The organism is Lactococcus sp. AK05 (genome assembly GCF_041026685.1).
GTDB lineage: Bacteria > Bacillota > Bacilli > Lactobacillales > Streptococcaceae > Lactococcus > Lactococcus lactis.
This window is the reverse complement of record NZ_JBFTEI010000002.1, coordinates 100,153-119,387: the sequence shown is the minus strand read 5'-3', so window position 1 is coordinate 119,387 and position 19,235 is coordinate 100,153. Positions and strand designations below refer to the sequence as shown.

The 19,235-nt window shown below is 35.5% G+C and carries 18 protein-coding genes; 11 read left to right on the top strand and 7 right to left on the bottom strand.

Annotated features, from left to right (window positions below):
* Nucleotides 1-47: 47 nt before the first annotated feature.
* The 3 genes from AB6B24_RS05125 (at nucleotide 48) to AB6B24_RS05115 (ending at nucleotide 2,748) form a co-directional block, all read left to right on the top strand.
* Nucleotides 48-1,451 (top strand): MFS transporter, encoded by a 1,404-nt coding sequence (locus AB6B24_RS05125; RefSeq protein WP_311803982.1) that lies wholly within the window; start codon nucleotides 48-50, stop codon nucleotides 1,449-1,451.
* Nucleotides 1,452-1,612: 161 nt separating this feature from the next.
* A complete protein-coding gene (locus tag AB6B24_RS05120; RefSeq protein ID WP_015425833.1) occupies nucleotides 1,613-2,218 on the top strand; it encodes an FMN-dependent NADH-azoreductase in 606 nt (201 codons plus the stop codon).
* A 95-nt stretch (nucleotides 2,219-2,313) separates the two neighbouring features.
* Complete coding sequence (locus tag AB6B24_RS05115; RefSeq protein ID WP_153241705.1) at nucleotides 2,314-2,748, top strand: OsmC family protein; 435 nt, start codon at nucleotides 2,314-2,316, stop codon at nucleotides 2,746-2,748.
* A 35-nt stretch (nucleotides 2,749-2,783) separates the two neighbouring features.
* Here the strand turns inward: AB6B24_RS05115 and AB6B24_RS05110 are convergent, their stop codons facing one another.
* The 3 genes from AB6B24_RS05110 to tyrS all read right to left on the bottom strand — a co-directional run bounded on the left by AB6B24_RS05110 (nucleotide 2,784) and on the right by tyrS (nucleotide 6,768).
* On the bottom strand, nucleotides 2,784-4,826 hold the full coding sequence (locus AB6B24_RS05110; protein ID WP_195935743.1) for a sodium:proton antiporter: 2,043 nt from the start codon (nucleotides 4,824-4,826) through the stop codon (nucleotides 2,784-2,786).
* Nucleotides 4,827-4,915: 89 nt separating this feature from the next.
* Nucleotides 4,916-5,386 (bottom strand): hypothetical protein, encoded by a 471-nt coding sequence (locus AB6B24_RS05105; protein WP_042230071.1) that lies wholly within the window; start codon nucleotides 5,384-5,386, stop codon nucleotides 4,916-4,918.
* Between the two features lie 122 nt (nucleotides 5,387-5,508).
* Nucleotides 5,509-6,768 (bottom strand): tyrosine--tRNA ligase, encoded by a 1,260-nt coding sequence (tyrS, locus tag AB6B24_RS05100; RefSeq protein ID WP_003131599.1) that lies wholly within the window; start codon nucleotides 6,766-6,768, stop codon nucleotides 5,509-5,511.
* A gap of 144 nt (nucleotides 6,769-6,912) precedes the next feature.
* Between tyrS and AB6B24_RS05095 the strand changes: the two genes are divergently transcribed.
* Nucleotides 6,913-9,318 carry a transglycosylase domain-containing protein gene (locus AB6B24_RS05095; RefSeq protein WP_311803983.1) on the top strand — a complete coding sequence of 802 codons (2,406 nt, stop codon included), beginning with the start codon at nucleotides 6,913-6,915 and terminating at the stop codon, nucleotides 9,316-9,318.
* Nucleotides 9,319-9,375: 57 nt separating this feature from the next.
* On the opposite strand, the gene pepA is transcribed toward AB6B24_RS05095, so the two are convergent.
* Nucleotides 9,376-10,443 carry a glutamyl aminopeptidase gene (gene pepA / locus AB6B24_RS05090; protein WP_311803984.1) on the bottom strand — a complete coding sequence of 356 codons (1,068 nt, stop codon included), beginning with the start codon at nucleotides 10,441-10,443 and terminating at the stop codon, nucleotides 9,376-9,378.
* A gap of 101 nt (nucleotides 10,444-10,544) precedes the next feature.
* Between pepA and AB6B24_RS05085 the strand changes: the two genes are divergently transcribed.
* The 7 genes from AB6B24_RS05085 to groL all read left to right on the top strand — a co-directional run bounded on the left by AB6B24_RS05085 (nucleotide 10,545) and on the right by groL (nucleotide 16,002).
* A complete protein-coding gene (locus AB6B24_RS05085) occupies nucleotides 10,545-10,829 on the top strand; it encodes a hypothetical protein (RefSeq protein ID WP_311803985.1) in 285 nt (94 codons plus the stop codon).
* A gap of 41 nt (nucleotides 10,830-10,870) precedes the next feature.
* Nucleotides 10,871-11,188, top strand: coding sequence for a thioredoxin family protein (locus AB6B24_RS05080; RefSeq protein ID WP_003131595.1), 318 nt, complete (start codon nucleotides 10,871-10,873; stop codon nucleotides 11,186-11,188).
* A gap of 85 nt (nucleotides 11,189-11,273) precedes the next feature.
* Nucleotides 11,274-11,900 (top strand): YtpR family tRNA-binding protein, encoded by a 627-nt coding sequence (gene ytpR, locus AB6B24_RS05075; RefSeq protein ID WP_003131594.1) that lies wholly within the window; start codon nucleotides 11,274-11,276, stop codon nucleotides 11,898-11,900.
* 162 nt (nucleotides 11,901-12,062) lie between these two features.
* Nucleotides 12,063-13,403 (top strand): H2O-forming NADH oxidase, encoded by a 1,341-nt coding sequence (nox, locus tag AB6B24_RS05070; protein ID WP_058219163.1) that lies wholly within the window; start codon nucleotides 12,063-12,065, stop codon nucleotides 13,401-13,403.
* Between the two features lie 89 nt (nucleotides 13,404-13,492).
* The gene (locus AB6B24_RS05065) at nucleotides 13,493-13,882 is read left to right on the top strand and encodes a single-stranded DNA-binding protein (protein ID WP_010905314.1); all 390 of its coding nucleotides are present in this window, start codon (nucleotides 13,493-13,495) and stop codon (nucleotides 13,880-13,882) included.
* Nucleotides 13,883-14,001: 119 nt separating this feature from the next.
* Entirely contained in the window at nucleotides 14,002-14,286 is a 285-nt protein-coding gene (gene groES, locus AB6B24_RS05060) for a co-chaperone GroES (RefSeq protein ID WP_003131589.1), read from the top strand.
* 87 nt (nucleotides 14,287-14,373) lie between these two features.
* Nucleotides 14,374-16,002, top strand: coding sequence for a chaperonin GroEL (groL, locus tag AB6B24_RS05055; protein ID WP_058206244.1), 1,629 nt, complete (start codon nucleotides 14,374-14,376; stop codon nucleotides 16,000-16,002).
* Nucleotides 16,003-16,048: 46 nt separating this feature from the next.
* Here groL and AB6B24_RS05050 read toward each other — a convergent pair whose 3' ends face one another.
* From AB6B24_RS05050 to yycF, 3 genes are all read right to left on the bottom strand, one after another.
* Nucleotides 16,049-16,861, bottom strand: coding sequence for an MBL fold metallo-hydrolase (locus AB6B24_RS05050; protein WP_003131583.1), 813 nt, complete (start codon nucleotides 16,859-16,861; stop codon nucleotides 16,049-16,051).
* Between the two features lie 168 nt (nucleotides 16,862-17,029).
* Complete coding sequence (locus tag AB6B24_RS05045) at nucleotides 17,030-18,472, bottom strand: cell wall metabolism sensor histidine kinase WalK (RefSeq protein WP_010905315.1); 1,443 nt, start codon at nucleotides 18,470-18,472, stop codon at nucleotides 17,030-17,032.
* Nucleotides 18,465-19,166 (bottom strand): response regulator YycF, encoded by a 702-nt coding sequence (gene yycF, locus AB6B24_RS05040; protein ID WP_021464268.1) that lies wholly within the window; start codon nucleotides 19,164-19,166, stop codon nucleotides 18,465-18,467. The genes AB6B24_RS05045 and yycF overlap by 8 nt, the downstream gene beginning before the upstream one ends.
* Nucleotides 19,167-19,235: the final 69 nt, after the last annotated feature.

The following is a 19,235-nucleotide window of genomic DNA, read 5'->3' as shown; positions in this document are numbered from 1 at the left end:
GAATTTTATTTAAAGAAGATGATACTCAATTTATAGGAAAGGATTTTATGTCAGACAGAATAAAGGCTTTAATTGCCTTAGGGATATTTACATTTATGTCAACATTGGATGGTTCAATTGTTAATATTGCTCTACCAACAATGTCAAAGGAGCTTCATGTCTCTACTTCTCAAATCACTTGGGTGGTGACAATCTATTTAATTGTAATTTCAGCGATTGTACTGATTTTTGGCCGTTTAGGCGATTTAATAGGTAAATCACGAATTGCCCGCATTGGTTGGGGAATTTTTATTTTAGGCTCGGCACTTGCTGGTTTAAATTTTGGTTGGGGCTTAGGTTTCCTTCTTTTTGCACGGGTGATTCAGGCTATTGGGGCGTCAATGTTTATGGCAACCGGTTTTGGAATTATTTCAGAAATTTTCCCACCTGAAAGTCGAGCAAGAGCACTTTCCATTTCAGCGATGTTTGTATCGGTTGGCTCAATCGCTGGACCTGCCCTTGGAGGACTGATTTTACAGGTCGCTTCATGGAATTATATCTTTTGGATAAATGTTCCTATCGGAATTTTAGCATGGATTTTTGGAAATCATGCTTTGCCAAAAGAAAAAACCAGTGGAAAATGGTCGGATATTGATTTTAAAGGTGGAACATTAATGACTTCTGTTATTGTTTTACTTTTCTTAGCTCTTAATTTTGGGCAAGCTTTGGGTTGGACCAATCCATTAATTATTATTGGTGCATTGCTTGGCTTTATTCTCTTTGGAATATTTATTTTAACAGAGAAAAATGTCGCTCAGCCTTTGCTTGATTTAGGAATTTTTAAATCAAAATTATTTTCAATGAGTATTATTATGGCTCTCTTTAATTTTACAGTAGCGATGTTCTCAAGTATTTTGTTACCATTCTACTTACAAGATTTTAGAAATTATGGGCCAGGCTTGGCAGGGATGATTATGATGGCTTATCCTGTTGCTATGCTGATTGCTAGCCCTTTAGCAGGTTCGGTAGCAGATAAAATGGATAAAGAAATTGTTACTTTTGTAGGAATTTCAGGGATTGTTTTGTCACAGCTTGGCTATTTACTGATAAATCCGCATTCTGCTCCATGGCTAGTTGTTGTTATTCTTTTGATTCAAGGAATGTCTATGGGGATTTTCCAAAGTCCGAACAATGCTTTGATTATGGAAACTGTTGATCGTAAGTATTTAGGAATTGCTGGGTCAGTTAATTCTCTTGCCCGTAATATGGCTTTTGTTTTAGGGACATCTTTAGCAACATTGATTTTATTCACAGCGATGTCTAATCAGTTGGGTTATAAGGTAACAACTTATTTGCACAATCAACCAGACGTTTTTTTACACGGGTTCCACGTGGCCTTCTATTTTTCAACATTTCTTGTTTTAGTGACTTGGGTTCTTGGCTTATTCCGTTTGTTGGGACGTAAAAAGTAAAATAAAAACAATCTAAATGATTGTTTTTTTTACTGACAGAATTTCTGTCAGTAAAATGTTTACATGTGTAAATTTTCACGTACTAAATATATTGATAATTTAGAAAAGTTTGCTATAATAATTTTTATAACACAAAAATAATTTCTATAAAGGAACAAAATATGTCTAAACTTCTTGTTGTAAAAGGTCACCCACTTACTGCTGATTATTCACTTTCACTCAAAGGTCTTGATGCTTTCGTCAAAGCCTATAAAGCTGCTCATCCAGAAGATGAAATTGAAGAACTAGATGTTTTCAGTGCTGATATTCCAACTTTGAATACTGAATTGGTCAGTGCAATGTTCGCAGGTGAAAATGCTGAACTTACAGCTTCACAAAAAGATAAATTGGCTCGTTTTGCTGGTTTTACAGAACAATTTTTGTCAGCTGATAAAGTAGTCATTGCTAATCCAATGTATAACTTGATGATTCCTGCTGAACTTAAATCTTGGGTTGATACAGTCAATGTTGCCGGTAAAACATTCAAATATACAGCCGAAGGTCCTGTTGGTTTAGCAAATGGCAAAAAAGTCTTGCACTTACAAGCTAATGGTGGAGTTTATGGAGCACAAGATCCAGCTACAATTTACATGTCAGCAATCTTCAATTTTATCGGTAGCGATTTTAGACAAATTGCCGTTGAAGGACATGCTTATGATCCAGAAAAAACAGAAGAACTTCTTGCTGAATTCATTAATAAAGTAGAGTTAGAAGCTCAAACATTCTAAAGAAAAGTCTGTCATTGAACAGACTTTTTATTGAATTTACTGACAGAAAATAGGAGAGTCATATTTTTTCTGTCAGTAAATTGAAAGGATAAAAAATGGTAAAACATCTTTTTAATTCACATATTGATTGGGTAGGGGGAAGAAATTCCATCGGTGACTTACAGGCTGGGGCACTGAATGAAAAAATTTCAATTCCTAAAACTATGGATGGACCAGGAGTCGGAACAAATCCTGATGAAATGCTACTCGGAGCAGCCAGTACTTGTTATTCGATTACATTAGCTGCCATGCTTGAGCGAAATGATATTCTCCTAGAACATCTGAAAGTAGATGCTAAAGGAGTGGTCGATGTGACAAAAGGAATCTTTACTTATGAAAAAATAACTTATCATGTCGGTATGAAATTGACAAAAGAGTCCGATGAAGTGAAAGCAATTAAACTTGCCAAACGGGCAGAAAGTTCTTGCATGATTTCAAGAGCGATTCAAGGAAATATTGAATTAGAAACGATTATTAGAATTGAAAAATAAAAAGTTACTGACAGATCTGTCAGTAACTTTTTATTTTAATTTTTATTTTTCCGACGTTCTAAGAAGTCAAAAAGTAATGTATGATGATTACTTGCAAGTGAATAATCTTCAAGAATGTTAACATTAAGACGCATATCTTTAGCTTCTCGAGCAGTAATTGCTCCAGAGAGTTCATGTTCAAAAATGACTTTACGTTCCAAATAATAGGCCCGCATCATTTCGGTAATGTTGTTAGGTTGAGCCTTATTCATCATCCGTGAAATATGACCACCAGTTGCAACGATTTCAGATGTTCTTAAACGTTCTGATTGCAAGAAATTCAATAGTTGCTCATCAAAGACACCATTTAAATTATCTAGAGCTTGCAAGATAAGTTCGGTATTATTGAAATAAAGTTCAGTAATTTCATCTCGTGTTGTTTCCATTGCCGCCTTTGTTTTCTTGAAATAAAAGTCAACATGTAAGACACGAGAGGTAAGTAAATGAAAAGCACGCAAGGCAATAACATAAACAAATTGGATACTGGAAACCAGTGAATGGACAATACTTGTTTCTAATGAGCGAATATATCGTTGATAAGTTCGGTAAGTATACATTGAAATTTTATTTTCACGCAAGGCAACTTCAAGACCTTCAGATTCAATTCGGATAATCAAAAGTTGCAAATCATTGTAATCAATCGCCATATCTGTTGACTCTTGTTCAATGATTAATTGTTGAATTCGTTCCTGATAAGCATCAATAGCGATATCATAACCCTGAGGATTTTTAGCCGATTTCATATCGTGATGTAATTCATCAACTACCTCAGATAAAATCGCAATTTTAGAGATATTATTAACTTTAGAAACTTTTTTAACCGCAAAGAATGGAAGAATGAACATTCCGACTAAGAAACTTAAACCGGTCACTGCCGCAGCCAGAAAGACAAGAACAGGTTGAATGTCAACCGTTCGTGGAACCAAAAGAATCGTTGCGATACTTACTGTTCCTTTAGAACCAGCAAAAGTGAGGAGAAATACATCATTCCAATAAGCAGAAAACGGTTGTTTTTGTTTAAGGGAGCGAATCCAATAATAAAAAGCAATGACAATAAATCTGAGTGCAAATAATCCAGCAGTCAAGGCAAGAGCAAGAACAATTAAAAGTGCTGATGAATAGACAGGATCAACTAAAAGTGGAACTACAAGTTGATAAAGTTCAATTCCTAAGAAAAGAAAGACAAAGGAATTTAAAATAAATGTTAAAGTATCCCAAATTGTACTCTTGAGTTTTTCAACTTGAGCATCAAATAAAGTAGTTCTCTTAAGACCGTTTGCTGACATGACTCCAGCAACAACTGCAGCAATGATTCCAGAAACATGTAATTCTTCGGAAATGAGAAAGGCAGCAAGAGGAACAACTAGCTCTAAAAGAAGATAACCAGAAACATCCCGTGCGTCAACATCTTCCAGAAGTCTTAAGACGAGTCCTTTGATATAAATTAAAGTAAAACCAATAGCAGCCCCACCAAGTGCTGAAATAACCAATTTCATTGTTGCATCTGGGAAAGAGAAATAACCGGTAACTAAAGCAACTAAAGCAATCTGAAAAGAAATAATTCCGGAAGCATCATTGAGCAAACCTTCGCCTTGTAAAACACTCATAACCCGACGAGGGAAAGAGAAATTTTTTGATAAAGCTCCAACAGCTACAGCATCAGTAGGAGCGAGACTTGCTCCTAAGGCAAAGCAAGCAGCTAAAGGTAATCCCATGTAAATCCAATTAGAAATCAAACCCAATCCAAGGGTTGTAATGAAGACAAGAGGGAAAATTAAAACTAAAATAATTTTACTATGTTTTAAAATATGTTTGACATCAGCTTCCTCGCTCTCTCTAAAAAGAAGAGGAGCAATAATAAATCCTAAGAAAAATTCAGGTGCGACATGTAAAACCTCGTCAGCACCAAAAAAGCCCAAAATAAGTCCTAAAACCACTTGAATAAGAGGGAGGGCAAGTTTTGGGAAAACTTTGTTAAGGACATTTGAAAAAACTAATACCAAAAGGAAAATAATGACATAAAAAATAATATGGAGCATAGAGTCCTTTCTGTGTAATGGATTAATGAGCGCCAAAAAGTACAAAGTAGAGCTATCAAAGCTAGCTCTACCGTACCTAATCTACTAATTTATCTCAAACGATTAATTGCTTTTTTCTTTAAAGCAATTTTTTCATTGATTTTTGAGCAGTCTTTTTTACCTAAAAGCGCCTTACAACGTTTGAGTTCCAAATCAGTGAGTTGACGTTTTACACGTTCTTTACGAGCAGCATCAAACTCACCATTTTTAATTAATTCAAGTTTTTGTTCAAGAATTAATTTTTTATTTTTAACTGCATCAATATAATATTTAAGCTCAGAAATATCATCGGCACTTGCATTTTTAGCCAACAAATCCCCTAATTTTTCATCAAGGGTAACGAGCTTATCAGTAAGTAGTTCAAGTTTAGCGTTGAGCTTTTCTTCTTTTTCTTCATCCGAAAGGGCCATGAAAGCTTCAAATTTCTTACTATCATCAAGTTTTTCAGATTCTTCAGGACGTTTATTGATGTACATCTCACGCAATTTATTTAACTTATCTTCAAATTTTTTATCTATCATTTTGATCACCTAAAAACATATTCAGTACAGTTATTATAACATATTGTGGTCTAAAAGAAAGAGCAATGCTCAAATTTTTTAATAAAAAAATCTGCCCCATTTAGAACAGAATTTTTGTTTTATTAATAAGTCAAAACGAAGTTTTTCTTTTTCCCACGACGAATGACAGTTAAACGATTTTCAATTTTATCTGAATCTGTAATAACATAATCAAGTGCTTGAACACGTTCACCATTGATATAAATCGCACCATTTGTAATATCTTCACGAGCTTGTCTTTTTGAAGGAGCTATTCCAGCAGAGATTAAAAGTTCAACTAAAGTTAAATCTTCATCATCAGTAACTTGATGTTGTGGAGCTGCTTTAAGACCAGTTAAGATTGATTTAGCATCTAATTGACGCAAATCTCCGCCGCCAAATAAGATTTCTGATGTTTTAACTGCTTGTTCATAAGCTGCTTTTCCGTGAACTAAGCTGACAACTTCGCGAGCCAAAACTTTTTGGGCCAAACGCTCATGACGAGCTGCTTCAAATTGTTCTTCAATTTCAGCAATCTCTTCTAATGAAAGGAAGGTGAAAATTTTCAACATTTTTACAGCATCTGCATCATCAACATTAAGCCAAAATTGGTACATTTCATAAGGAGATGTTTTATCAGCGTCAAGCCAAATTGCATTTCCTTCTGATTTACCGAATTTTTTACCAGTTGAATCTGTAATTAATGGAATAGTAATAACATGACCTTGCTTGTTCGCTTTACGACGTAAAAGCTCTGTTCCAGCAGTCATATTTCCCCATTGATCAGAACCACCAAGTTGTAAAGTAACATTGTGCAATTGGTTCAATTCGTAGAAATCATAACCTTGCATAATTTGGTAAGCAAATTCTGTATAAGAAATTCCACTTTCCATCCGTGATTTTACAGAGTCTTTAGAAATCATGTAGTTAACGGTGAAATGTTTACCCACATCTCTGAGGAAATCAATAAAAGTCAGATTTTCAAACCAGTTGTAGTTATTGGTCATTTCTGCCTTATTTTCACCATTTTCAAAATCCAGGAAACGCTCAAGCTGACTACGGATTTTTCCAGACCATTTTGTTACAGTGTCTTTTGTTTGAAGTGAACGTTCTGAATCTTTGAAAGAAGGATCACCAATCAAACCAGTTGCACCACCAACAAGCGCATAAGGTTTATGTCCAGCCATTTGTAGACGTTTCATTGTCAAAATTAGTACAAGATTACCTAAATGAAGGGAATCAGCGGTAGGGTCATATCCTACATAATAGGAAACCATGTCCTCCGTCAGCGCTTTAGAAAGCGCAGCTTCGTCCGTTGTTTGGAAAACCAAACCACGTGCTTTAAGTTCGTCAAAAATGTTCATAAAAAAATCCTTTCTATAATGATTGAGCTGTCCACTTTGGATAAAAAGTAAAAAAATTAACAGCACTGTTTTACATTATAACAAATTAATAAAAAAAATTCTGAAAGTGGCGAAAAATTATTTTAAATTTGATATAATAAAGGCATGAAAAAATCCTCAATTGACTCGCAAGAAGAAGCACGTGCGCGTTTAAAAGAAAAAATGGAAAATAAGCGGCGGAAACAAAGGAAGTCTCTGTCCAAAAATCCTAAAGATAATGATGAAAAATCGGGTTGGTCAATCACTTTTAAGGTGGTCCGCGGCCTAATTGTAATTTTTGGAATAATTTTTGCTTTAGTGGGTGTCTTTGGTGCGGCGACAGGTGTAGGCTATTTCGCTCGATTGGTTGAGCAAACGAAGACACCAGATAAAACTGAAATGCTTGCAAAAATTAATGATATTCATGGCGTTTCTGTCATTAATTATAGTAATGGTCAAGCAATTTCGGATATCTCTAGTGATTTGGTGCGTGTTACTGTCAAAAGTGACGAGATTTCTCCTAATGTTAAAAATGCTTTAATTGCAACAGAAGATGATAGCTTTAAAACGAATAAGGGCGTGGTTCCTAAGGCAGTTGTTCGTGGAATTCTTGGTTCAGTAGGTGGTGGCACAAGTTCTGGTGGTTCAACCCTTACCCAACAGTTAATTAAACAACAAGTTTTAGGAGATAGTGTTACCTTCCAACGTAAAGCTAGTGAAATTGTCTATGCTCTTAAACTTAATAGCTACTTGAGTAAAGACCAAATTTTGACTGATTATTTAAATGTCTCACCTTTTGGGCGAAATAATAAAGGACAAAATATTGCAGGGATTCAAGAAGCTGCTCTTGGTATATTTGGAAAATCTGCTAAGGATTTAACAATACCTGAGGCTGCTTTTATTGCTGGGTTGCCACAAAGTCCTATCGTGTATTCTCCTTATGCGGCTGATGGTTCTCTAAAGTCAAAAGAAAACATGAGTTACGGTCTTGAACGTCAAAAAGAAGTCTTGTTTTATCTTTATCGTGGGGGCTATATTTCAGAAGCTGATTACAAGAAATATAAAGCTTATGATATTTCAACAGAATTTTTACAACCAGGAGTAGCTCAATCACAAGAACATGGTTATTTATATAATGTTGTTTATAATGAAGCAATTACTGATATCTATAATTATTTGATTAAGCGAGATAAAGTTTCGGCAACTGATTTAGGAAATGATAGTACTAAACAACGTTATCGAGAATTAGCTGAACAGTCATTGCAAAACGGTGGTTATACAGTAACTACAACTATCAATCAACAAGTATATGATGCAATGCAAAATGCCGTAACTAATTACAGTGGTTTGATGCAAGACGGTACGGGTCTTATTCAAACTGGTAATGTCTTAATGGATAATAAAACAGGGGCTGTTTATGGCTTTATTGGTGGATTAGACTTCTCACAAAGCCAAGTAAACCATGCCTTTGATACTAAACGTTCACCTGGTTCTTCAATCAAACCAATACTAGCTTATGGACCGGCAATTGACATGGGCTTGATGGGTTCTGCAAGTGTTCTATCTAACTATCCCGCAAAATATTCGAGTGGGCAAGACATCGAACACGTCGGCAATAAGGGAACGGAGATGATGCCATTTTCAGAAGCCTTGAATGTTTCTTATAATATTCCTGCTTATTGGACCTACCAAACGATTTTGAATAAAGGAAAATCTGTTGAACCTTACATGACGAAGATGGGATATGATGTTGCAGATTATTCTGTAGAGTCACTTCCTCTTGGAGGAGGAATTGATCCAACGGTAGTTCAACATACGAATGGTTATCAAACTTTAGCCAATGGCGGAAAATATGAACCATGGTATATTGTTGATAGTATCAAAGATGATACAGGAAATGTAATTTATCAACATCAAACTACTGGGGGAACTCAAGTATATTCTGAAGCAACATCTACCATTATGGAATATATGCTTCAAGATGCTATCAAATCTCAAAAAACAAGTAAGTTTTATGGTGAGTTACAAAGCCTTAATTCTTCTCTTGCAACTAATGTTCAATGGGCTGGTAAAACAGGAACAACTGATAATTACACAGACGTTTGGATGATGCTTTCGACACCTTCAGTGACACTTGGTAGTTGGGCTGGTCATGATGACAATTCCGCAATGTCTCAGAATTCAGGTTTTATTAATAACGCAAAATTTACAGCTAATTTGGTGAACGCAATTAATGCTGCCGATCCAAATATTTTCGGACCTGGTCAAAAATTTACTGACCCTAATAGTGATCCAAATGTGACTAAGAGTAAAGTATTAGTTTCTACGGGTGAAAAACCAGGGAAAGTTAATGTTAAATTATCAAATGGTAAGACACAAGAGGTTAATCTCGGTGGAGACACTACGACAAGCTTCTGGGCTACAAAGTCTGGTGCCCCTACAACCACATATGATTTTTCTATTGGTGGTTCGGCAAGTGATATAGCTGCTGGTTGGAAAAAGATACTGCCTAATTATAACTTTGGTCAATAAAATAGAAAAAATCACTAGGATAGGCTTCCTAGTGATTTTTTCATTTGTTTTTTAAATTTAATAGTTTTTAATTTCAGCTACTTTTTCAGTACTAAGTGATGTTACGATATTTCTCAAGAAAGTTTGTGCTTGATTGAAATCATCAATATTGAAAATTGTTTGATGACTGTGAATATAACGAGCAACAACACCAATCGTTGTTGAAGGGACTCCATTATTAGCTAAATGGGCAGCACCTGCATCAGTTCCACCTTTAGCCATATAAACTTGGGTTTTAACTTTAGCATTATCAGCAGTTTCAAGCAAGAAATTTTTCATTCCAGGGAGCATAATATGACCTGGGTCAAAGAAACGAAGCGTTGTCCCTTCTCCAAGACGACCGTTGTCATCACCAAACGTATCGCTAGCAGGTGAACAATCAACAGCAAAGAACAAATCAGGCTTGAACATAGTTGTAGAAACTTTGGCTCCACGAAGGCCAACTTCTTCTTGAACATTGGCTCCGATAATCAATGTAGCAGGTAATTCTTTGTCAGCTAAAAATTCAAGAAGTTCAAGAATCATTAAACAACCGTAACGATTGTCCCAAGCTTTAGAAATAATATTTTTACCATTAGCAGAGAGAATTGTTTCAGTTTCTGGAATGATTACATCACCTTGAGCGATTCCAAATTCTGCAGCTTCTGCAGCATTCTCAAAAGCTCCATCAAAGACAATATCAGAAATGGCTGGAATTTGAGGAGTAACACCAGTTCCACGAAGAAGATGTGGAGGAAGCCCACCAGTTACGACAGGAATTTTTTTACCTGTACGTGTGAATAATGTAAAACGTTGTCCAGAGACAACTAAAGGATTCCAACCGCCAAGTGGAACGACCCGGAATGTTCCGTCAGCTTTGATTGAGCTGACCATAAAGCCAACTTCATCCATGTGGGCTGCAATCATAATACGTGGGGCATTTGCTACTTTTGAAGTTTTAGTGACAAATATACCACCAAGACCATCAAATTCTGGTTGATAACCAAGAGCAATCATGCGTGTTTTTAAATAGTCACGAACAGGTCCCTCAAAACCAGAAGTCGCTTGAATTTCTGTCAGTGCTTTTACTTTGTCGAATAGTTCCATTTTTCTCCTCCGGAATACTGAAAAATTTACTGACAGATTTGTCAGCAAAAATTTGATGATTTACACTATAATTATACCAAGAAATATGTTAAAATTTCCATATGAAAAAAATACTAAAGTTTGGTTTGGGAATTATTGCGGGTGCAACAGTTGCTCACGTTGCTTATCATGGCTATAAAACTATGAAAGAAGAAGTGATTCATGAACTTACTGACAGAGCTCGACAACATTTTTCAACAAGAAAAATAGACGCTTTTTGGATTTTTGAGGAGCCAACTACGGGTGCTCTTTTTGAGGGAGGGCTTGTCAGTGAAAATAAGGCAATCACTTTTGAAATCAATGCTAAAACTTTAGAAGTCTTTGAAAAAAATGAAGTAATTCTGTAAGAAAACTTAGTATTCATTTAGAAATAAAAGGAGAATGTAGAATGATTATTCCAGAAAATATTGAAAATTTAGCCGAACTTGTAAAAGGACCGGAAAAGACAGTCTTCTTTTTCACGGCTGGTTGGTGTGGGGATTGTAATTTTATTAAGCCAAAAATGCCAGAAATTGAAGTAGAAAATCCAGACTTTAAATTTGTTGAAGTAGACCGTGATGAATATATGGATCTTGCGATTGAATGGGGAATTATGGGAATTCCAAGTTTTGTCGTGATTGAGGATGGCAAAGAAAAAGCTCGTCTAGTAAATAAATTACGTAAAACAAAAGAAGAAGTCAATACTTTCTTAGCGAGTGCGAAATAGTATCATCGCAGGATAAGCGTTGATATATTAAGGATTATATTCTATAATAATCAAAGTTAAGAAATTAAAAGGGAAAAATAAGAAAATGATTGCAACATACAACACAAATGTCGGTGACGTTTTAATGCTTATCACTGCAAATGATAAGGGAGAAAAAGTAAACTTCGAACGTAAGGGAAAAGTAGCTCGTGTTTTTATTGAAGAAACTGGAGCGACGGTTGCTTGGAATATTTTTGAAGCGAAATCTCTATTGGCTAATTTGTCAGGAAATGGTCAAGTCGTCTTATCATCTGATGATATTGAAACGTTGAACAAAGAGCTTGGTAAATCAGGATTTAGCGATGTTCTTGTTCACGATGCACAACCCAAATTTGTTGTCGCTGAAATTGTTGAAATGGAAGATCATCCAGATTCAGACCATTTACATATCTGTAAAGTTAATGTTGGTTTTGCCGATCCAGTACAAATTGTTTGTGGTGCTCCAAACGCAGCTCTTGGCTTAAAAACAGTTGCTGCTTTACCTGGTGCTATGATGCCTAACGGCTCATTGATTTTCCCAGGAGCCCTTCGTGGTGTTCAATCTTACGGAATGCTTTGTTCAGCTCGTGAACTTGAATTACCAAATGCTCCTGAGGTTCGTGGAATCATTGAATTATCATCAGATTTATCCGCTGGTAAAGCTTTTGATTCAGAAACAATGTGGCAAGCATAATAATAAAACTGTCAAAATAGTTTATTTTGGCAGTTTTTTTATCTAAAAAAAATAAAATAAATTTTTCACAATGTTCACAAGCGCTTACAAAAGAAAATAGAAGGACTTATGCTAAACTGAATAATGTAAAAAGAATTTTACATTTAAAGGAGAATTATTAGCATGAAAATCGTAGTTATCGGTACGAACCACGCAGGCATTGCTACAGCAAATACATTAATTGATCAATATCCAGGCCATGAGATTGTTATGATTGACCGTAACAGTAATATGAGTTACTTGGGGTGTGGGACAGCTATTTGGGTCGGAAGACAAATTGAAAAACCAGATGAGCTGTTTTATGCCAAAGCAGAAGATTTTGAAAAAAAGGGAGTAAAGATATTAACAGAAACAGAAGTTTCAGAAATCGACTTTACTAATAAAATGATTTATGCCAAGTCAAAAACTAGAGAAAAGATTACAGAAAGTTATGATAAACTCGTTCTGGCAACAGGTTCACGTCCAATTATTCCTAACTTGCCAGGAAAAGATCTTAAAGGCATTCATTTTTTAAAACTTTTTCAAGAAGGGCAAGCCATTGACGAAGAGTTTGCTAAGAATGATGTGAAACGGATTGCTGTGATTGGTGCTGGTTATATTGGGACAGAAATTGCTGAAGCTGCCAAACGTCGTGGAAAAGAAGTTCTACTTTTTGATGCAGAAAGTACTTCACTTGCTTCATATTATGATGAAGAGTTTGCTAAAGGAATGGATGAAAATCTTGCCCAACATGGAATTGAACTCCATTTTGGGGAATTGGCTCAAGAGTTTAAGGCAAATGAAAAAGGTCATGTATCACAGATTGTAACTAATAAATCAACTTATGATGTTGACCTCGTTATTAATTGTATTGGATTTACAGCCAATAGTGCATTGGCTGGTGAACATTTAGAAACCTTTAAAAATGGAGCAATCAAAGTGGATAAACATCAACAAAGTAGTGACCCAGATGTTTATGCTGTAGGAGATGTTGCCACAATCTATTCTAATGCTTTACAAGACTTCACCTACATTGCCCTTGCCTCAAACGCTGTTCGCTCAGGGATTGTTGCTGGTCATAATATTGGAGGAAAATCAATAGAGTCTGTTGGTGTACAAGGTTCTAATGGAATCTCTATTTTTGGTTACAATATGACTTCTACGGGCTTGTCGGTTAAAGCTGCGAAAAAAATCGGCCTAGAAGTTTCATTTAGTGATTTTGAAGATAAGCAAAAAGCATGGTTCCTTCATGAAAATAATGATAGTGTGAAAATTCGTATCGTTTATGAAACAAAAAGTCGCAGAATTATTGGTGCTCAACTTGCTAGCAAGAGTGAAATAATTGCAGGAAATATTAATATGTTTAGTTTAGCTATTCAAGAAAAGAAAACGATTGATGAATTAGCCTTACTTGATTTATTCTTCTTACCACACTTCAATAGTCCATATAATTACATGACTGTTGCAGCTTTAAATGCAAAATAAACCATAAAAATCTATCAATTGATAGATTTTTTATTTTTTTTGTGACAAATGTCCTAACTTTACGTATAAAAAGTTAGGAGGATTTTATTATGAATAAAACCATGTTAATTGGACGCTTAACCAGTGCGCCAGAAATTTCAAAAACAACAAATGATAAATCATATGTCCGTGTGACCTTAGCAGTCAATCGCCGTTTCAAAAATGAAAAAGGAGAACGAGAGGCAGATTTTATTTCAATTATTATTTGGGGAAAATCTGCAGAAACTTTAGTTTCTTACGCAAAAAAAGGAAGTCTTATTTCAATTGAAGGAGAAATTAGAACTAGAAATTATACGGATAAGCAAAATCAAAAACATTATGTCACAGAAATCTTAGGACTGAGTTATGATTTACTTGAAAGTAGGGCAACAATCGCTTTACGAGAAAGCGCTATAAAGACTGAAGAAACCTTACTTGATGCGGAAGAACTCCCTTTCTAATTTATTTCATAAAATCTAAATGTTTTCTCTTGACTAAATCTGACCATTGAGATAAAATAAGAATATGTTAGCACTCGTTTAATAAGAGTGCTAAAAAATAAAAAATGGAGGAAAATATAATGTTGAAACCTTTAGAGAATCGCGTAGTTTTACGTGTAAAAGAAGAAGAGGAAAAATCAATGGGTGGAATTGTGTTAACAAGCGCTTCCCAAGAAAAACCTCAAACAGCTGAAGTTGTTGCCGTCGGTGAAGGGAAAACAAATCATCATGGAACACTGATTTCTCCACTCGTAAAAGTAGGGGACACAGTAATTTTTGAAAAATTTGCTGGAACGACCGTAAAAATGGATGGTGAGGAATTCTTGATTCTCAAAGATTCAGACCTTCTTGCAATTGTAGAGTAAAATTATAAAAGCAATCATTTTTTTGGTTGTCTTTTGTCTATCTTAAAATCTATAAAATTAAAAATATATTCTTAAAAAGGAGCTAAAATGTCAAAAGATATTAAATTTTCAAGTGATGCTAGAACAGCGATGATGCGTGGGATTGATATTCTTGCTGATACAGTAAAAACAACCCTTGGACCAAAAGGTCGCAATGTTGTTCTTGAAAAATCATATGGATCACCTTTAATTACAAACGATGGTGTAACGATTGCCAAAGAGATTGAACTTGAAGATCATTTTGAAAATATGGGAGCTAAACTTGTTTCAGAAGTTGCTTCAAAAACAAATGATATCGCAGGTGACGGTACAACAACAGCGACAGTTTTGACACAAGCTATCGTTCGTGAAGGTTTAAAAAATGTTACCGCAGGTGCAAATCCAGTTGGTATTCGCCGAGGAATTGAACTTGCTGCTGAAACAGCTGTTTCGTCAATTAAAGAGATGGCAATTCCTGTCCACGATAAATCAGCAATTGCGCAAGTAGCTACCGTTTCATCACGTAGTGAAAAAGTGGGTGAGTATATTTCTGATGCAATGGAACGTGTAGGTTCTGACGGGGTTATCACCATTGAAGAATCAAAAGGGATGCAAACTGAACTCGATGTTGTTGAAGGAATGCAATTTGACCGTGGATATTTGAGTCAATATATGGTTTCTAATACAGAAAAAATGGTTGCTGAATTAGATAATCCTTATATTCTTATTACCGACAAAAAAATCTCAAACATTCAAGAAATTTTACCGCTCCTTGAACAAATCTTGAAAACAAATCGTCCACTTCTTATTGTAGCTGATGATGTTGATGGAGAAGCATTGCCAACGCTTGTTCTTAATAAGATTAAAGGTGTCTTCAATGTTGTAGCTGTAAAAGCACCAGGATTTGGTGATCGTCGTAAAGCTCAATTGGAAGATTTGGCTATCTTGACAGGTGGTACAGTAATTACTGAAGAACTTGGTCTTGATCTTAAAGATGCTACTCTTGAAGCTTTAGGACAAGCAGCTAAAGCAACTGTGGATAAAGACCACACAACAATTGTTGAAGGTGCTGGTTCTGCTGATGCTATTTCTGATCGTGTAGCTATTATTAAAGCGCAAATTGAAAAAACAACTTCTGATTTTGACCGTGAAAAATTACAAGAACGTCTTGCAAAATTAGCTGGTGGTGTTGCAGTTGTTAAAGTTGGTGCTGCAACTGAAACAGAGCTCAAAGCAATGAAACTCTTGATTGAAGATGCACTTAATGCAACACGTGCAGCCGTTGAGGAAGGTATTGTTTCTGGTGGTGGTACAGCACTTGTTAATGCTATTGCTGCTTTGGATAAACTTTCAGAAGAAGGAGATATTCAAACAGGTATTAACATTGTTCGCCGTGCTCTTGAAGAACCAGTTCGTCAAATTGCTGCCAATGCAGGATATGAAGGTTCAGTTATCATTGATAAACTTCGTTCAGAAGAAGTAGGTACAGGATTCAATGCTGCAACTGGTCAATGGGTTAATATGATTGAAGAAGGGATTGTTGACCCCGCAAAAGTAACTCGTTCAGCTTTGCAAAACGCGGCTTCTGTTGCTGGTTTAATTTTGACTACTGAAGCAGTAGTTGCTAATAAGCCAGAACCAGCTGCTCCAGCTATGCCTCCAATGGACCCTAGCATGGGAATGGGTGGTATGATGTAATAAAAAAAGAACCCTTAGGGTTCTTTTTTTATTTGCTGTTGAGTAACTAAATATCGTAAAGTTGACTAGCATGTTCGTGACTAGTATCAAGGATCTTCAGGTCCTTTTTGGTATCGACATCATGTTGCTGTAAGTAACCATCCATAGTAAGATGAGCAAGTTCTTTGATATTATTATTTAAACTCAAGTGCCCTAGAAAGATTCGTTTTGTCTTATTACCGTGAATACTAAAAGCAGCCTCAGCGCCGTCCTCATTAGATAAGTGGCCTTGGTCACTTAGGATACGTTGCTTTGTCCGCCAAGGATAAGCTCCCATGCGGAGTATCTCAATGTCATGGTTTGATTCCATAAGATAAGCATCTGCATTTTCAATGGTTCCACGCATTCTATCGGATACATAACCTGTATCAGTTAGCATAACAAAACTTTTGTTATCTTTCATGAAACGATAAAACTGTGGTGCGATAGCATCGTGACTCACGCCGAAAGATTCAATATCAATATCACCAAAAGTCATTGTTTTTCCCATTTCAAACAGATGTTTTTGTTCAACAGGGATTTTTCCTAAAGCATTTTTACTATCTAGTTCAGACCAAGTATCTTCATTTGCATAAAGGTCAATACCATATTTTCTTGCTAAAACACCAATCCCTTTGATATGGTCACTATGTTCATGGGTAATTAATAAAGCATCAATATCATGAATGTCACGGTCAATTTCTGATAGTAAACTTTCTATTTTTTTTCCAGATAGTCCGGCATCAACAAGAATTTTTTTCTTTGGAGTTTCTAAGTAAAAAGAATTTCCTGTTGAACCAGAGGCTAAAATGGAATATTTAAAGCCATTTTGTTCAGTCATACAGTCTATTGTAGCAGAAAAATAGTGGGATTGCCATGAGCTTTTATATTTTATTTGAAAATAAATTTATCAGGTAATTCATTAGCTTAAGAGAGTTTTTTGTGTTAAAAGTCTAGGTTTATTCAAAAAATGAGTCCACAAATATGTATGGACTCTTTTTAGGGGAAATTATTCATTATCCTCAAATTCAAACTCATCAGTACCATCATCCCAGTCATCTGCGGCTTCTAAAGAATATGGAAGAGTGAAACTAAAGGTCGTTCCTTTTCCTTCTCCTTCGGAGCTTGCAAAAATTGTTCCGCCATGTATTTTAACAATATCATGGACAATGGAAAGGCCTAAACCTGTCCCCCCAACTTTTGAATTTCTTGAAGCATTATCAACTCGGTAGAAACGGTCAAAAATCTTAAGTAAATCAGATTTTGGAATCCCCATTCCTTGGTCACTGATGGAGATTAGAACATCACTTTCACGTTTTTCAACGGAAATTGTAATAGTTCCACCTTTAGGTGAATACTTAATTGCATTTCCGATGATATTGTCAATGACTTGAGCAATTTTATCGGTATCAATTTCGACCCAGATGGGCTGTTCAGAGTATTTTCTGACTAGAGTGAAATTAGAAGAGATTAAATCGTTTGATTCGGTTTCTAAAATTTGGTCTAAACGGTTAATTTGATAGTCTAAGAAGGCAATTAAATTAATCATTTCTTTATTAAGAACGATTCGGTCTTGATCCATTCTTGATAAAGTCAAAAGGTCGGAAATCATTCGAATCATCCGATTAGTTTCAGTAAGTGAAACATTAATAAAGGATGAAGCTGTTTCTTTATCCTCAATGGCTCCGTCTTCTAGTGCTTCCAAGTAGGCTTTTACTGAGGTGAGCGGAGTTCGGAGTTCATGAGAAACATTGGAAACAAAGAGACGGCGCTCTCGTTCGGCCTTGTCTTGTTCAGTCATATCATGTAAGACGGCAATAATTCCTGAGATGAAACCAGATTCACGACGAAAGAGGGCAAATTTAATGTGGAGCGAAATGGATTCATTCCCAGAATCATGTGTCTCAATAGTTATTTCAGGTTCTTTTTCTAATAAATCATAAAAATTATATTGGTCAGTAATTTTTAAAACTTCAACAATATTTTTTTGCATCAAGAGATCATTATCTGTATTCAAATAGTGCAAAGCTGATTTATTGGCCATAATAATATTTCCACGCCGATCGGTGGCAATGACGCCATCAACCATATATGCGAGAATACTATCTAATTGATTACGCTGATTTTCAAGATTGTTCTGTGTGCGAACAATATCTTCACCGAGTTTTAAAATTTCATCATATAATTCATTGATTTCACTTGTCCCTTTTGGGATTTTATCACGATTTAAATAGCCATTTTTTATGTCATTCATCTGTTTAGAAACATTCACAATCATGCGATGTTGCTGATTGAGAAAGACTAAAACAAAGACGAGTGAAAATAAGTAATAACCAATAAAAGTACTTAAATGAGCAAAATTGTAATCAAAACTGCTCATAAAAAGGATGACAAAAAGAAGTAGGTGGGCAACTACTCCTTTAAAAATCATTGAATTAAAAAATTTAATCATGTGGGTTGCTCATGTAGTAGCCAACCCCGCGGCGTGTTGAAACGTATTGTGGACGGCTTGGAGTATCTTCAACTTTTTCACGTAAACGACGAACAGTAACGTCAACTGTACGAACATCTCCAAAGTAGTCATAACCCCAAACGGTTTCCAAAAGGTTTTCACGAGTGATCACTTCGCCAAGGTGTTGAGCAAGGTAGTAAAGCAATTCAAACTCACGGTGTGTAAGGTCGAGTTGTTTATCATTTTTATAAGCCGCATAGTGTGCTGGATTGATACGGAGGTTTCCGATAATCAATTCTTTCTTGACATTGTCAGTAGATTCAGCAGGCGCGACATTGATACGACGCAAGTTTGCTTTAATACGAGCTAATAGTTCACGGTTTGAGAATGGTTTTGTGACATAATCATCAGCACCAAGTTCAAGACCAATTACTTTGTCAAATTCACTATCTTTAGCTGACACCATAATAATTGGAGTATCAGAAGTTTTACGGATTTCACGTGCAACATCAAGACCATCAAGTTTAGGTAACATCAAATCAAGTAAAATAAGGTCAGGTTGTACTTCTTTAAATGTTTCAAGAGCTTCTTCACCATCAAAAGCTGTAAAGACTTCAAAACCTTCTTTGGTTAAATTAAATTTTACGATATCTGAGATTGGTTTTTCATCATCAACAACAAGAATTTTTTTCATAGTTGTCCTTTCAAGTGGAAAATTTTTTATTGAATGTTACTCGTATTTATTTGAATTAACAAATCAAGT

Bases quoted from the DNA above. Each gene is read 5' to 3' on its own strand.
- ytpR (WP_003131594.1), top strand. From the start codon at position 11,274: ATGATTGCAACATACAACACAAATGTCGGTGACGTTTTAATGCTTATC.
- yycF (WP_021464268.1), bottom strand. From the start codon at position 19,166: ATGAAAAAAATTCTTGTTGTTGATGATGAAAAACCAATCTCAGATATC.
- AB6B24_RS05080 (WP_003131595.1), top strand. From the start codon at position 10,871: ATGATTATTCCAGAAAATATTGAAAATTTAGCCGAACTTGTAAAAGGA.
- AB6B24_RS05050 (WP_003131583.1), bottom strand. From the start codon at position 16,861: ATGACTGAACAAAATGGCTTTAAATATTCCATTTTAGCCTCTGGTTCA.
- AB6B24_RS05105 (WP_042230071.1), bottom strand. From the start codon at position 5,386: ATGATAGATAAAAAATTTGAAGATAAGTTAAATAAATTGCGTGAGATG.
- AB6B24_RS05125 (WP_311803982.1), top strand. From the start codon at position 48: ATGTCAGACAGAATAAAGGCTTTAATTGCCTTAGGGATATTTACATTT.
- pepA (WP_311803984.1), bottom strand. From the start codon at position 10,443: ATGGAACTATTCGACAAAGTAAAAGCACTGACAGAAATTCAAGCGACT.
- AB6B24_RS05045 (WP_010905315.1), bottom strand. From the start codon at position 18,472: ATGATTAAATTTTTTAATTCAATGATTTTTAAAGGAGTAGTTGCCCAC.
- AB6B24_RS05120 (WP_015425833.1), top strand. From the start codon at position 1,613: ATGTCTAAACTTCTTGTTGTAAAAGGTCACCCACTTACTGCTGATTAT.
- AB6B24_RS05115 (WP_153241705.1), top strand. From the start codon at position 2,314: ATGGTAAAACATCTTTTTAATTCACATATTGATTGGGTAGGGGGAAGA.
- AB6B24_RS05065 (WP_010905314.1), top strand. From the start codon at position 13,493: ATGAATAAAACCATGTTAATTGGACGCTTAACCAGTGCGCCAGAAATT.
- AB6B24_RS05095 (WP_311803983.1), top strand. From the start codon at position 6,913: ATGAAAAAATCCTCAATTGACTCGCAAGAAGAAGCACGTGCGCGTTTA.
- AB6B24_RS05110 (WP_195935743.1), bottom strand. From the start codon at position 4,826: ATGCTCCATATTATTTTTTATGTCATTATTTTCCTTTTGGTATTAGTT.
- groES (WP_003131589.1), top strand. From the start codon at position 14,002: ATGTTGAAACCTTTAGAGAATCGCGTAGTTTTACGTGTAAAAGAAGAA.
- AB6B24_RS05085 (WP_311803985.1), top strand. From the start codon at position 10,545: ATGAAAAAAATACTAAAGTTTGGTTTGGGAATTATTGCGGGTGCAACA.
- groL (WP_058206244.1), top strand. From the start codon at position 14,374: ATGTCAAAAGATATTAAATTTTCAAGTGATGCTAGAACAGCGATGATG.
- tyrS (WP_003131599.1), bottom strand. From the start codon at position 6,768: ATGAACATTTTTGACGAACTTAAAGCACGTGGTTTGGTTTTCCAAACA.
- nox (WP_058219163.1), top strand. From the start codon at position 12,063: ATGAAAATCGTAGTTATCGGTACGAACCACGCAGGCATTGCTACAGCA.